Origin of the sequence: Alkalibacterium olivapovliticus, from assembly GCF_003003275.1 — a bacterium.
GTDB classification, from domain to species: Bacteria; Bacillota; Bacilli; order Lactobacillales; family Carnobacteriaceae_A; genus Alkalibacterium; species Alkalibacterium olivapovliticum.
Map to the genome: position 1 here is coordinate 189,668 of NZ_PVTO01000001.1, position 15,699 is coordinate 205,366.

Genomic DNA, 15,699 nt, shown 5'->3' on the forward strand with positions numbered 1-15,699 from the left:
CCTCCACCTCTAGAAACACTTATTTAATAAACTGTTTTTTTAAGTTTTAGTCGAACTCTTTTAATCGTCTGATACAATATATTATTGATAAAGTGAATTTTATAGAGGCTCTACAACATCTAAAGCTCTCTTTAATTTGTCATAATGCGAGATGAGCCAATCGAAATTTTGATGGTAGTTCGATCTGTCACGCAAGTCAGTCGTAGATGAATACAGTACCCTTTTTGCGACACTGTCTTCTTTGCTGGTGTACCAATCTAACTCAAACCCGCAAATTTGTTCTATTTTATCTTTCTGCTGTTCTATCAATTTGAAAACATTTTCATTATAGATGTATATACCAACTCTAATAATGTCACTTCCGATAATATTAAAAAAAATATGATAATTCTTATTGGAAAATTTCACATCATAATAATTATGAGAATATGGACTTCTTGAAGCTATTTCTGATTCTCTTCCGATTTCTGTACAATAATTGATAAAATTAGTCCAGAAATCTAGTTGAAATTCAGAAATAGTCATTTCGGCACCATTAGTTGTAGGAATTTCATCTAGTGTCAAAGTAATCTCTTCAGGTATTTCTTCAACATCTTCTCTTTCTTCTTTGACAAAGCCGATATGGAGTAAATCTAGCTTTTCCTGTTCACCTTCAAAAGAAAAATCCCATCGATTTTCTATGAAATTTAATAACTTAAGACCACGATTAAGGATAGTCGTTGCGTTCCATTCTTCTTGATCAGACACTTCTATTTCTGAATGTGAGCCGTCTCTATATCCTCTTCTACCAGGTGTGTTAACAGATTTCTTATCCGGGAAACTGTCGTTTTGCAATGAAGAATTGACACTTTGAGATAGAGGAAGTAAGTTCCCAAGGGAGCCAGATAAAGTCTTGATTTCATCTCCTGTAAACTGCCTAAACTGGTTTCTCCAGTACCATTTTGTTGGAGTTTGAGGAAGAATATGTTCAATAGATACCCTGTCTTTTTCAATTGTAGTAAATGGTTCCCATCCTACTTTTTTTATACCTGAATGCATTGCTTTTTCGTATTCATACTCGTAAAGCAAGTACTTAAGGTCTCGCCACGAATAAAATCCTTCGTGTTTTGAAAAACGAGTATCCATTTTTGTGGAGAAATTTTTTAAGGCAGTATTCAAGTCTTCTTCAACAGATTCATTAAGTGACTTAATAATATCATGAACAGTAATGTCGCCTTGGTATAAATCTCGTCCTTCTCTATAGTAAAAACTGCTCTTATAGCTGGATTGGAATGTACCCATTCTGAAGCAAACAAAAATAAAGCGTTCTATAGCCTTAAAGAGCATCACTCGCTCATCAACTGTAATGTTCTGCTCAGGTAACAGTGAAATTGCTATGAGGGGCCTGAAGTAGCCAATTCCGATTCGATTCAACCGATGAAGCCATATTTTTTCTTCAGTATTTATATCACCATGCTCCGGGAAATAGGACATGTACCAGTACTCTGAAATATCTTTTAAACTATTTACATACCCACGTATTTCATGTGGAGCAAGTTTACTGACATTTACCGAGAAATCTTCTTCAATGATCTCTTCACCATCATCGTCTTTTAGAGGGTCATCGTTTATTGGTTCAATAGTCTCTTCTTCCAGTAAGACAATATGCTTCTCAAAAATATTCAAAGCCGAGAATTTGTTGAGCAGGAAATTAATGTAATCATTCCCAGTATTGCGTGTATATTGAAAATAGATAGTCCAATGAGCTCGTAGGAATTCATCATCTGCCAATGGTGAATTCTGGTTTCTGCCTAACTGATAATAGACTTCTTTCCAGGAATTGTTGATTTTCTTCCTCAGTTCATCTTTATCAGTAGAATCCAGTTGATCATCGTCATATAAAGTCGTTAAATAAATCAATCGGTTCTTGAGAAGTTCCAAATTGGACAGCTTTTTCCCGCGATTATTCATGGTCTCAAAGGCGACAAAAACATCATAATCTTCTTCGATTTCATGAATATTAAACATTAATTGAAAAGCCAGCTTATGATACAGTTTTTCAATGCCATCCAAACCTTCTGACTTAAATAAGTTTTCTAAGCAATCTGAAAAGAAAGTTTTAGCAAATTTCAAATTTTGGGTATAATACGTTTCTTTCATGCTCCCACTATGAGGCTCGCCAAACACTTTATGAATCAGGTAGTCAGCACTCGGGTTATCCATTTCATATCCAAACAAATACGTCGTGACCATATTTTGAGGTGGTCTTTTTTGGGATATATACTTTGAGCGAATAGAGGTTAATGTTTCATAGCTGATCACTATTTCATCTTCTGTTTTTCCATCATTTTCTTCAAGTCCTTTAACGAACGTAAGGATTTCATTCATTAAAATGGAGAAAGTCGTTAATCTCTGTTGGCCATCAACGACATGATAGGCTTTGTATCCTCTATTGTTAATAAGCCACTGGTCGTTATTCCATTTATTAGTCTCAGTTTTAGGCACTGCTTTCAAAGATAGCAATCCTGTATAATGATATCTCCCTTCCTGTAGATGCACCAAATCATCCCAGAAATCCACAAGCTGACTCTGTTTCCACGCATACCCTCTCTGATAATCCGGTATTCTAAATAGTTTGTTCTGAAATAAATCCGAGAATGATTCTAGTTCGCTCATGTTGATCACCTGCCCTATTCTATATTTACATGAAACTATTATGCCTGGTCTAATCCTATTTCGAAAGAGCTTATAAATTTCTTCATATTATTCTTTGCGATTATCATTACTTTAGCAGATTCTTCAGCGTTTTTTATTTCGACGAGAAGTTTCTTCTTATCTTTTACGTTTAAATCATCAGCTTGATGTTTTAATTCGACGATCCCTTTTTCGATAGCCATTATTTTTTGAACATATTGTTCGTAGACAGTGTTTGAATAAATGGTATCATGTTCGTCATTAAGAAATATTTCTCTAACCGAAACAAGAAGCTTTTCAGATTGTAGAATGGTATCTCTCTTTCCAAGGAAACCAGCAGTCCCTACGACAGTTCCAACACCAGCCCCCAGTCCTATTCCCAGAAATGCACCTCCACCTACAACCGCGATTGTTCCTCCGGCCATTCCAGCTCCTCCAACAGCAACTGCTCCTCCCCCAAGATAAGCAAGAGACGCAGCTGTTAAGGAAGCTCCGCTTAATCCAGCAAAATTCGATCCGACCAAGGCTACCGCGATTGATGGAGCAAATGCACCTGCTGTAACCACTGCTAAGATTGTTATGGCTGACGTAATGGAGAGAGTTTTAATGACTGTTTTGAGAACTTCATTAAGATCTCTTAATACTTTATTATAAGATTTGCGCAGTCTTTGTATGTAATCATTTGGGTAATAGCTTCCAGAGAAAAATGCATCAATATAGTCATCCCCAGTTCCCTTCTTATAGCCATTAACTACGTTTTGCAAGGTCTTGTATTTTTTACTTGGGATATCATTATTATTTTTATCTTTTTCAAGTCCCAGTGGATAATAAGGTTCAAAGAGCATGACTTCGAGCAGTATCAATCTGAACCACGTGCTTTGTGGAGCATTTTCTTCGACTATAGCAATCAATTCCTGCTCAGTATACCAGTGAAGTTCAGCGTCTTCAATTTGCAGGAAGCTTGAGAATCCCTTTGATATATAATGTTTCCATTCTTTAAGCCATTCATGTTTCAGAAGCTTTATATTCTGAGTTTTTCGAGGTGTTTTTGTCTGTCGTATATCATTCAAGGTCTTGTAGTATTCAAGATTATACAAAATCTCTGTTTGTTCGACTGTTAATCCAAAATTATCGGTAGTCATATCGGCACCTATCCTTTTATTAATAGTATCATCTGATTTCTCGTATACAAACTGCTGGATATCCTTATACATATTTCTGATTTCTTTAATTTTGCGAGATTTTATACACCAGGTAACGTCTTCACCTATAGCAACGGCAAATCTCCCAACACCCATGTAATTAATAGACACCCAGTATTTTTGGGTGATGATTGAATCTCCGACATCTATAGTAGTAAAGACTCCTGTTGCAATTGTTAGCATTCTAGTTACTGTTGGATTGTTATAAGGCCGTACATCCTCCCAGTTAATTTGTTTTAAATCCGAGATTGTTTGGATATCGTTCTCCTTAATTTCTAAAGCAAGGCGTCGTATAAAATAGAAACTTCTAACGATACACTCATTAGCAATGACCGGAATGGTTTGTCGACCTATCTCAATTCCAAGACCCATTTCACTGCGCAGATCAAACCTCAGTTCTGTGTTTTTAATGATTGTACCTGAGTCATCATGTTGGGCTAGTAAAGTGCCATTAAAGAGTTTTGACAATAATTCAGATAGGGAAGTGTCTCCGATAGTTATGTTTTTGAAAATGGGTAGTATAGAAAGTTCTTTGGCTAGAGAGAGTAATGGACCTGGTATACCTGTTCCACCGCTATTACCTGCAGTATGACTAGAACCTGCCATGTCACTTACGAGATGAAAGAACCAAGTGATTGTTCCTTTAGATATTTTGGATGGCACATCATCTCCGATGAAAGCTTTACTTTTATCTAGCACGTCTAAAACTATAAATTGTCTATAATTGTTTGTCCCGTAAGATTTATTTGTAAACTGAGTAAGAAGTGAAAACATTAGTCCTACAATTGAGGGGTGATGTGCAAAATCTCTTAGATGATGCTGGAGGCTACCACCAAAAGCAGAAGTATTCCCATCACTTGGAGTTGGAAATTTATTCTCAAGAAATCTAACTGAGGCTTGTAAATCATCTGCTTCACATCCCACTAGCTTAGCCATCTTAATGACGAAGGTATCTACTTCGTCGCTGGCAATATTACGTCCTCGCTCTAAACTGAAATCGCCAACCCATAAAGTATCAAGTAACCCGCTTAATATCCCGCTGCCAATAGATACTAAATAATCGTATGAATCAGCATGGCTTGAGAGTAGGTCTATATCACTTTCAAAGTCATAAATCAGTCTGTCTAAATCGAAACTAGCCTTACTATCACTTTGAAGTTCTATATGCAAATTTTTATCTTCTGTATTCATACGTCCCCTGATTTATCAAGATTATTATTTCTTCAGTTGCTACTAATTTAAAGTAGTAAAGGTGGTCAAATGTATTAGGATTTATTATTTTTTCTTAATAATTTTGAAAACTATCTTATTACTAATATTAACATGTATTATGCATGAATACTCTAAACAAATTTTGATTATTCATATATATTGTACCCCTTTTCATGATAAACTATTTAATATATTTATAATTATGTCTGGAGGGTTTAAAATGACAAACTTAGTTTTAGGGCTCGATATTGGTATATCAAGTGTTGGCTGGGGAATCATCGATAAAGACACAAATGAAGTAGTTGATGCTGGTGTTCGTCTATTTGAGGAGGCCACAAGAAACGCGAATGAGGATCGCCGAAATTTTAGAGGTTCTCGTCGATTGAAAAGACGTCGCAAGCATCGTCTGGAAAGAGCAAAAGACTTTTTAGATTCACATGGGTATAGCTCTGAAAATATTGGTTCTGTTGACCCTTACCGAGTAAGATATAAGGGACTACATGAAGAATTGAGCAAAAAAGAATTGACCGCAGCTTTATACCACTTGGTCAAACGTCGCGGGACAACTATTGATACACCTCAAGAGGATGAAAAAACATCAGGAAGTGAACTATCTACTAAAGAACAACTGAAGAGGAATGCCAAGAAACTGGAAGATAAACACGTTATTGAGATTCAGTACGAGAAATTGAAAAATAACGAAGTCGTTCGTAATCATACAAATCGCTTTAAAACGAGTGATTACATAAACGAAGCAAATGCTTTGCTTGAAAAGCAAATGGAATTTCACTCGGAAATTGATGAAGAATTTCAGAAAGGTATTATAGACTTAATCAATAACCGCCGTCAATACTATGATGGTCCGGGATCAAAAAAGTCTCCTACCCCATATGGTCAATATTTTTATGACGAACATGGTATTTTACAGCATGAGTCAATGATTGATAAAATGCGTGGTCGAGGGACTTATTTTACAGATCAATTTAGAATTCCCAAAAAAGCGTACACAGCTGAGCTTTTCAACCTGCTTAATGACTTGAATAACTTGCGTTTTCCAAGCGATGAAAGTGGAGAAGTTGAAGGATTGACTGAAAAGCATAAACAATATCTTATAGAAAATTTTGCTGAAAAAGGCAAAAAAGTGACATTGAAAAATATTGCCAAATTAATTGGTTTATTCAATGAACTAGATATTAAAGGTGCCAGATTAGACTTGAAAACCAATAATCCTATATTTACTGAGTTCGTTGGATTAAAAAAATTAAAAAAAGATTTAAAAGATATTACGTTACCTGCTGACTTCTTTAATAACCATGATGTCCTTGATCAAATTGCTGAAATATTGACAGCTGAAAAAAGTATCACTCGACGTGAAGAGCAATTAAGTGAAGTGTTCAATACACACTACGATGATCCCCTAAACGACGTTATAGCAGCATTAGTTAATGACACATCTTTTAAAGAATATCATGCGTTATCCAAGAAAGCGATGGATCTTATCCTACCTGAACTCTGGTCAACCAGTAAAAACCAGATGCAGCTCTTCACAGATCATGGGTTAGGAAAAAGTCGATTAGAACAACTTCAGAAAGGATCTAAAATTCAATTTGATGATGAAGCAATCTTAAGTACTGTTGCCAGACGTGCTCATCGTGAAGCGATTAAAGTAACAAATGCGGTAAGGGATAAACATGGTGAACTCTCTCACGTCGTTGTTGAAATGGCGAGAGAAAAAAATAGTGATGAAGCTAAGCAGTCATATCGTAATTTCCAGAAAAAGCAAGGTGATTTCGAGAAAAAAATGGCTAAATTGTTAGAAGTCAAAGAACTGAAAGATTTAAAACTCAACGGTAAGCAAATGCTGGCATTAAAGTTAATGGACAGTCAGGACTATAAATGTACTTACACCGGCAAACAAATTTTACCTCACGATATTGTTAAAGAACATTATCAGTTTGAAATTGATCACATTATTCCGCTCTCCTATTCGTTTGATGACAGCCAACAAAATAAAGTGCTCTGTTACCGTCAGGAGAATCAGGATAAAGGTCAGCTTACCCCCTTCCAGTATTTCCAAAGTGGAAAAGCTAAGCGATCATTTGAAGAATTTAAAGCAGAATGCATGAATCTATTTAAATCGAGAAAGTTATCTAAAAGTAAGTTGAACTATTTACTTGAACAACGAGATATTCAGCATGATCCAGAAGTACAGAAAAATTTTATTAACCGAAATTTAGTTGATACTCGTTATGCGATGCGCAGCTTCTCATCTAATTTAAGAACGTTTTATATGAATAATGAAGTTGATACTAAAGTTTTGTCTATCAGAGGAAGTTTCACTTCAGCTTTGAGACGTCGGGCCCGCTTGCACAAAGATAGAGATGAAAGTCACGCCCATCATGCTATCGATGCGCTAATTGTCGCTGCAATTGGTACGACGCCAATATTGAAACAGTTCAAAGCCGTTGACTTTAATCGTGAAGGAATAGCAGTCAATACTGAAACTGGAGAGATTCTAGGTGAAGAAGAAATCTTTTCCTCCCCTACCCTTAAGTTCATTCACTGGTTGCGAAACATGGAAAGTGAAATCAAATATTCACATAAAGTGGATAGAAAACCAAATCGTACTATGACCAATCAGACCCTCTACTCTACCCGCGAAAAAGACGGCGAGAAATATTTGGTAGCTAAAGAGAAGAATATTTATGAGATGGATAAAAAAGGATTTGATGCAATTAAGAAAAAAATTGATAAAAATCCCGATAATTTTCTAATGGCTCAACATGATCCTAAGACTTGGAAGTTACTCTTAAAAGTAATGGAAGAACATAAACATGCAGAGAATCCATTTCAGGATTACTTTAAAGAGCATAAGTATATCCTAAAAGACGGAAAAGTTCCGGTCAAGAGTTTGAAGTATCTGGACAGCAAACTTGGTATCCATGTCGATATTACTAACAAATATCCTGAGTCTAAAAGAGTCGTTGTTCTTTTGAGTCGTAAGAGTGTACGCATCGATGTCTACAAAAATGATGAGGGTAAATATAAATACTTGGGTGTCCCCTATAACTGGTTCAAAAAAATTGGAAATGAGTATGTACTTGATTTAGATAAGTACTATGGTAAAGATGGATTGGCTGCCCCTTATAAAAATATTGATGAGTCTTATGAGTTTGAGTACAGTTTTTATAAGAACGATCGGATATCATATGATAAAATCGAGAAAATTATTAATCCCGAAACTGGAGAGAAAGAAAGTCAGCTGGTCCAATATGATAAGCTATTTAGAGGAGATGCTAATCCTAGACAAAATAAAATTGAAATTTATGATATTAGTTTTAAAAATGAAAAGCGTCAATTTCCTGCACCTAGTTCTTTGAATAACATACAAAAATATGGCGTTGATGTACTTGGTAATGAATTTCTAATAGATAATGAGAAATTTCAAAGTAAGATTAAATCAATTTAAAATTAAAGGTTTACAATTGTGGTGTCTCTTGGTAGAATAAAGATGTCCTCGACGGAGGACTCCTTTATACCAAAGGTTGAGAGAACCTACCAAAAAAAGGCTTTATGCCGAGATCACAGATAAAAGCCCCTTTATTGGGGCTTTTTCTGTATACAAAATTAAAATGAATGAGGTGAATACTAATGAGTTGGCGAGTAGTCTACATTGAAAAAGCTGATCAGTTACGGTTGTACTTAGATAACCTGAAAGTGATTAGAGATGAGTCAGAGATACTCATCCCTCTTTCAGATATCCATACTATCATTGTCGATAATCAGCAGACTATAGTAACAGCACGCATTATCAATAAACTGGCAAAGTATCATATTTTAATGGTTTTTTGTGATGAAAAACATCTTCCGAATACATACATTCTGTCCCCACATAGCCATCATCAATCATCCAAAGTACTGAAAAAGCAAATTAGCTGGTCTGAATCGATCAAACAGCACATGTGGCAGCAATTGATTCAAATTAAAATTTATAATCAAGCCTCTATTTTAGACCATTTAAAGAAAAACGAATCAGTTATTCATCAGCTATTCGATTTAGCTGAGGCAGTGCAGTTGGCGGATAAAACAAACCGTGAAGGTCACGCTGCTAAGGTATATTTTAAAACGTTGTTCGGGGACTCTTTTATTCGTGATCGCGATAGTTTGGACGGCATTAATTCTGGTTTAAATTACGGATATATTGTTTTAAGGTCAACCGTTGCTCGCAGTATTATCGCTCATGGGCTCCACCCTGCTCTGGGAATTGGTCATATTAATCAGTATAATGCATTCAATTTAGCGGATGATTTAATCGAACCATTCAGACCAATTGTTGATTTATGGATCAGTATCCTGATGGATGAAAAAGATTACCTTGATAAACAGACAAAACAAAAACTCGTCTACCTGATTAGTAATAATAAAATATTGATTGGCAATCAAAAACAAACGATATTAAATGCAATAGCCATTCTCATCCAAAGTTATATAAAATCTATGGATGAAGAAAATACAGATCTCCTGATCTACCCAGCTAATGGGATCTCCATATAGATTCATGAGACTCATGCTATTTTTTGATCTGCCAATGAATACACGTAAAGAAAGACGAGCCTACTCTAGGTTTAGAAAGTATTTGATTTCTAACGGATTTACGATGGTACAGTTTTCAGTTTATTCAAAAATTTTTCCGAATCGCAGTGCTCTGGATACATATATGATGACATTGAGACAAAATCTCCCTTTTCATGGATCGGTCAGAGCAATGGCTGTCACTGAAAAACAGTACAATAAAATGTATCTGCTGGTTGGAGATAAGACGGTCACGGAAAATACGTTGACTGATAATACGATGGTGATTTTATGAGGGAATGGATTTTTGACGATGGAAAGTCAACGACATTATTGCTTGATAAAGTAACGGTGCTAAAAGGATCAGCCAATCAGTGGGAAAATATGATTTATCTGATAAAAGACACAATTAGCCAAAATAAATATAATCTGTATGAAGGGAATGAAAAGATAAACCACAAAGATTATCAGCTAAACATCCTTTCTTATTCAAGCTCATTCATCTCTGAAGATGTGAAAAATAATAATGGCAGCATAATGGATTCATTTTTTTCTTATTTAGAACTCTCCCCTTTTTATAAACAGTTAGTAGAAAGTTGGGACGAATTACAGGAAGAGATATATTTTCTTAACGAAGAACTAGGATATGAAGATAAAATTACCCTTTCAGATTTTAAAAAGCAGTTAATAAAAAAGAACTTAAAAATAGAGAGTGATAAAAATGATTCCTTCCTGCAATTAAAACAGCAGCTTCGAATAACCAGAAAATTAAATAGTAGTAAACGAAATATTTTCCTGATCATTAATCCTGAACTTGAATTAAATTTATTTGAACTTGAGCAACTGGATAAATTTATGAATCTTCAGACTGATTACTTTATTGTCATTACATCGCATGTCTTTCGGGGTTCAGTTAATGTTATTCATGATGAAAAAATTATTAACTCCTGCAGTTTGTTAAAATATAAAAGCGATATTGAGGATCTACTTCCCTTTGTATTTAAAGAAGACATATATAATGATGCAGTAAATTGGTATATTGAACTTGTGGATAAGTATGACAAGAAAACGATTAATTTAGCACTACCATCTGTGGATAAGTTGGAGACTTTTATTTATCTCTACTTACTTTTTTATTTATCAGACATCTCGTTTTCCGTTGATTACAAGGGGATTCCACCTGAATATCAAAGTTACATTGCTTCATTGCAAGATAATAGGTTATAATGAAAATGGCATTTTGGTACTCTCTCATCTTTTGGTATAAAGGAACAATATTTTTACAACAGTTTTGTTCAGTGCCATTTTGGTACTCTCTCATCTTTTGGTATAAAGGAACAGTCGCCATATCGTACACGTCTTTATGGTTATTTTGGTACTCTCTCATCTTTTGGTATAAAGGAACAAAGAGGAACTTGTATCCAAAGAGGTTATGATTTTGGTACTCTCTCATCTTTTGGTATAAAGGAACGCAGACCAATGAATTGTTTAACATCAGCAAATTTTGGTACTCTCTCATCTTTTGGTATAAAGGAACCTGAATGTATCGCTGTCTTGCGCTTTCAGTATTTTGGTACTCTCTCATCTTTTGGTATAAAGGAACATGACTTATGGTACAAGCCGGTTGGTGAAGATTTTGGTACTCTCTCATCTTTTGGTATAAAGGAACTGCGGCGTTTAAAGATATCTACAACGAAGCATTTTGGTACTCTCTCATCTTTTGGTATAAAGGAACTGCGGTGCTTGTCAATGAATGGATCATCTCATTTTGGTACTCTCTCATCTTTTGGTATAAAGGAACAATGCACAAATTCGGGAATGTAACGGATATATTTTGGTACTCTCTCATCTTTTGGTATAAAGGAACATAGGAGAGGTAAGAGTGACATACACAGAAATTTTGGTACTCTCTCATCTTTTGGTATAAAGGAACAACATTTAACCACAATCCAGCAAAGGTGGTATTTTGGTACTCTCTCATCTTTTGGTATAAAGGAACCACAGATATGGGAATCGCTTTGGAACGGCATAATTTTGGTACTCTCTCATCTTTTGGTATAAAGGAACTCTGCAAAGCTTTTTCCCTTGCTTCTAACTATTTTGGTACTCTCTCATCTTTTGGTATAAAGGAACCTACACAGAGCTCGTTAAAGCTCTTATTGTATTTTGGTACTCTCTCATCTTTTGGTATAAAGGAACGAAGTACCCTTTCGCTCGGTTGGAGAACTAAATTTTGGTACTCTCTCATCTTTTGGTATAAAGGAACGCCAGATTATAGTGAGACAGTCGAGATCTTATTTTGGTACTCTCTCATCTTTTGGTATAAAGGAACTCAAACTGTTTGTCAACTTTTTAAGCACCCATTTTGGTACTCTCTCATCTTTTGGTATAAAGGAACTAATAAATTTATTTCCCGATTATAGCCATCATTTTGGTACTCTCTCATCTTTTGGTATAAAGGAACTATAACCAGTATGATGTACGCCATCGAGCATTTTGGTACTCTCTCATCTTTTGGTATAAAGGAACTACCTAGATTGCAGATCGAGGAGGGAAGTAATTTTGGTACTCTCTCATCTTTTGGTATAAAGGAACACGGTCTAACTTATTTAACGTCAATATGGCATTTTGGTACTCTCTCATCTTTTGGTATAAAGGAACAGACTGTCCCTAAGAATACTTCTAGCGCTAATTTTGGTACTCTCTCATCTTTTGGTATAAAGGAACACGCACCCGAAAATGATTCGTCATTTATGTATTTTGGTACTCTCTCATCTTTTGGTATAAAGGAACCAGCTGGCAGTAGACCAGTATATGACGCAAATTTTGGTACTCTCTCATCTTTTGGTATAAAGGAACAAAAGCCGATAGACCCGTCACTTGGTCGTCATTTTGGTACTCTCTCATCTTTTGGTATAAAGGAACGCATCATTGATCGTGTGCTGTTCGATTTTGATTTTGGTACTCTCTCATCTTTTGGTATAAAGGAACTAAATATCGGCAGGACTTCAGCCCCGATTGATTTTGGTACTCTCTCATCTTTTGGTATAAAGGAACAAAACGAGTCATTTACCGTTCAGGATTAAGATTTTGGTACTCTCTCATCTTTTGGTATAAAGGAACTTCTGCTATGACTGTACCGCCACCACTTGGAATTTTGGTACTCTCTCATCTTTTGGTATAAAGGAACGCTCGTAGACTGGCTCAGTGTCACTTTTTATTTTGGTACTCTCTCATCTTTTGGTATAAAGGAACATCGAGCCTAGTTACATTATGCCGAGCTTTATTTTGGTACTCTCTCATCTTTTGGTATAAAGGAACCAATGGACTCGGCTCAACCAAATGATGAACTATTTTGGTACTCTCTCATCTTTTGGTATAAAGGAACATAGGCTTCATAATCATCTATTTCACCGTTATTTTGGTACTCTCTCATCTTTTGGTATAAAGGAACTATATGCTGACTGAAGCTTTTCCTGATGATATTTTGGTACTCTCTCATCTTTTGGTATAAAGGAACATATATCTAAAGCGTTTATCGAAGAAGCCGATTTTGGTACTCTCTCATCTTTTGGTATAAAGGAACCAGATCCTGGCTGGTTATTCATTGCTGATGATTTTGGTACTCTCTCATCTTTTGGTATAAAGGAACTAAAAAGCACCCACCATATAGGCAGATGCTATTTTGGTACTCTCTCATCTTTTGGTATAAAGGAACCGGAAGAACAGAGAGAACTGGGATAGAGCAATTTTGGTACTCTCTCATCTTTTGGTATAAAGGAACACATGGATGTGGATGTGACACCAGCGCTGCATTTTGGTACTCTCTCATCTTTTGGTATAAAGGAACAACAGGCTAATAATACCAGGACTAATCACCATTTTGGTACTCTCTCATCTTTTGGTATAAAGGAACCCTGCTCTTTAACCAACTCTTTCTTTCCACGATTTTGGTACTCTCTCATCTTTTGGTATAAAGGAACTCTGAAGCTATCCCAAACGCACCACCTAGTATTTTGGTACTCTCTCATCTTTTGGTATAAAGGAACAAAGGGTATCGGTCACCCACTTTGAAAGAGATTTTGGTACTCTCTCATCTTTTGGTATAAAGGAACTTCGAACAAACAATCGTGATATAAATTTAGATTTTGGTACTCTCTCATCTTTTGGTATAAAGGAACAAAGAACAGCAATTAAGTCGCAGACTACCCATTTTGGTACTCTCTCATCTTTTGGTATAAAGGAACAACAAAAAGTTTTCTTCTGTCGGGCTTTCAATTTTGGTACTCTCTCATCTTTTGGTATAAAGGAACTCAACTCGTTGGACAATAATTTCAGCGTTCATTTTGGTACTCTCTCATCTTTTGGTATAAAGGAACAACGCTGAACTTAAACCTTGAAGCTCCCCGATTTTGGTACTCTCTCATCTTTTGGTATAAAGGAACTCAACTCGTTGGACAATAATTTCAGCGTTCATTTTGGTACTCTCTCATCTTTTGGTATAAAGGAACAAACAGATTACTAATACCAATCCATTGAACATTTTGGTACTCTCTCATCTTTTGGTATAAAGGAACCTTCTGTGGTTTCATCGTCTGGTGCAATGTATTTTGGTACTCTCTCATCTTTTGGTATAAAGGAACTGATGTGAATGCTCATGCGACACATTCGATATTTTGGTACTCTCTCATCTTTTGGTATAAAGGAACTGATTGTGCTCGATTCTGGCGAGTTAGTCGATTTTGGTACTCTCTCATCTTTTGGTATAAAGGAACTACGATGGTGAAAGAGATTGTATCGGATATATTTTGGTACTCTCTCATCTTTTGGTATAAAGGAACCGCTACGAGATCACTTCCTGACTCAAGGCGATTTTGGTACTCTCTCATCTTTTGGTATAAAGGAACGAGCGATTCATTCGTTACTGGCCCCTCGGGATTTTGGTACTCTCTCATCTTTTGGTATAAAGGAACACCTATACGAATGTTTGAATCAGGCCTATAATTTTGGTACTCTCTCATCTTTTGGTATAAAGGAACTGGTAGGGTCCTCCTACAATCTAACGAAAGATTTTGGTACTCTCTCATCTTTTGGTATAAAGGAACATATGTTAGATGTATCAGGTATGTCAGAGGATTTTGGTACTCTCTCATCTTTTGGTATAAAGGAACGTCAATAAGTATGCTCGTATTATTAAATTAATTTTGGTACTCTCTCATCTTTTGGTATAAAGGAACGGAAAGAGAATATCACTAGGGTTCATATTAATTTTGGTACTCTCTCATCTTTTGGTATAAAGGAACTTTATTTACCGTTTAGTACGGATATTAACTATTTTGGTACTCTCTCATCTTTTGGTATAAAGGAACACAACAACACAGTAGAGAAAGGCAGCACCCATTTTGGTACTCTCTCATCTTTTGGTATAAAGGAACGATTCAATATGAACGACCAAGAGATTGTCTATTTTGGTACTCTCTCATCTTTTGGTATAAAGGAACCTCAACAACGAAAGCAGCGTGTGAAAATTGATTTTGGTACTCTCTCATCTTTTGGTATAAAGGAACATCACTCGATCGGGTGAACTCAATGAGCATATTTTGGTACTCTCTCATCTTTTGGTATAAAGGAACAAACGATAGCATTAATTTCTGATCTGAATAATTTTGGTACTCTCTCATCTTTTGGTATAAAGGAACTGAAGAAAGTTAAAGTAGGCGGATTGACTTATTTTGGTACTCTCTCATCTTTTGGTATAAAGGAACCTCTGGATGGAATCGAATCTTTTCCTCGTTATTTTGGTACTCTCTCATCTTTTGGTATAAAGGAACACGGCGTTTAACTGCGGGATTACCGGGTCATTTTGGTACTCTCTCATCTTTTGGTATAAAGGAACATTCAAGTGTTTATATAGGACATTGAGCGCATTTTGGTACTCTCTCATCTTTTGGTATAAAGGAACTTAGGTGTGAGTGTGAAACGGAAAAACGTGATTTTGGTACTCTCTCATCTTTTGGTATAAAGGAACTGTTGTCATTGG

The 15,699-nt window shown here is 35.8% G+C and carries 6 protein-coding genes and 1 CRISPR repeat array (1 of these 7 running past the window's edge); of the genes, 4 read left to right on the forward strand and 2 right to left on the reverse strand.

Features of this window, described 5'->3' with window-relative positions:
• Positions 1 to 99: 99 nt before the first annotated feature.
• Both CLV38_RS00905 and CLV38_RS00910 read right to left on the reverse strand, forming a co-directional pair.
• Positions 100 to 2,655 (reverse strand): DUF4268 domain-containing protein, encoded by a 2,556-nt coding sequence (locus tag CLV38_RS00905; RefSeq protein ID WP_106190288.1) that lies wholly within the window; start codon positions 2,653 to 2,655, stop codon positions 100 to 102.
• Between the two features lie 38 nt (positions 2,656 to 2,693).
• Positions 2,694 to 5,066 (reverse strand): hypothetical protein, encoded by a 2,373-nt coding sequence (locus CLV38_RS00910; RefSeq protein ID WP_106190291.1) that lies wholly within the window; start codon positions 5,064 to 5,066, stop codon positions 2,694 to 2,696.
• 139 nt (positions 5,067 to 5,205) lie between these two features.
• Between CLV38_RS00910 and cas9 the strand changes: the two genes are divergently transcribed.
• The 4 genes from cas9 to CLV38_RS00930 all read left to right on the forward strand — a co-directional run bounded on the left by cas9 (position 5,206) and on the right by CLV38_RS00930 (position 10,886).
• On the forward strand, positions 5,206 to 8,556 hold the full coding sequence (gene cas9 / locus CLV38_RS00915) for a type II CRISPR RNA-guided endonuclease Cas9 (protein WP_106190294.1): 3,351 nt from the start codon (positions 5,206 to 5,208) through the stop codon (positions 8,554 to 8,556).
• A 182-nt stretch (positions 8,557 to 8,738) separates the two neighbouring features.
• On the forward strand, positions 8,739 to 9,641 hold the full coding sequence (gene cas1, locus CLV38_RS00920) for a type II CRISPR-associated endonuclease Cas1 (RefSeq protein WP_106190297.1): 903 nt from the start codon (positions 8,739 to 8,741) through the stop codon (positions 9,639 to 9,641).
• Between the two features lie 4 nt (positions 9,642 to 9,645).
• Positions 9,646 to 9,954, forward strand: coding sequence for a CRISPR-associated endonuclease Cas2 (cas2, locus tag CLV38_RS00925; RefSeq protein ID WP_106190361.1), 309 nt, complete (start codon positions 9,646 to 9,648; stop codon positions 9,952 to 9,954).
• Positions 9,951 to 10,886: a hypothetical protein gene (locus CLV38_RS00930; RefSeq protein WP_106190299.1), complete on the forward strand. Its 936-nt coding sequence runs from the start codon at positions 9,951 to 9,953 to the stop codon at positions 10,884 to 10,886. The genes cas2 and CLV38_RS00930 overlap by 4 nt, the downstream gene beginning before the upstream one ends.
• A 10-nt stretch (positions 10,887 to 10,896) precedes the next feature.
• Positions 10,897 to 15,699: a CRISPR direct-repeat array (repeat unit 36 nt; unit sequence ATTTTGGTACTCTCTCATCTTTTGGTATAAAGGAAC); it runs 780 nt beyond the window's last position.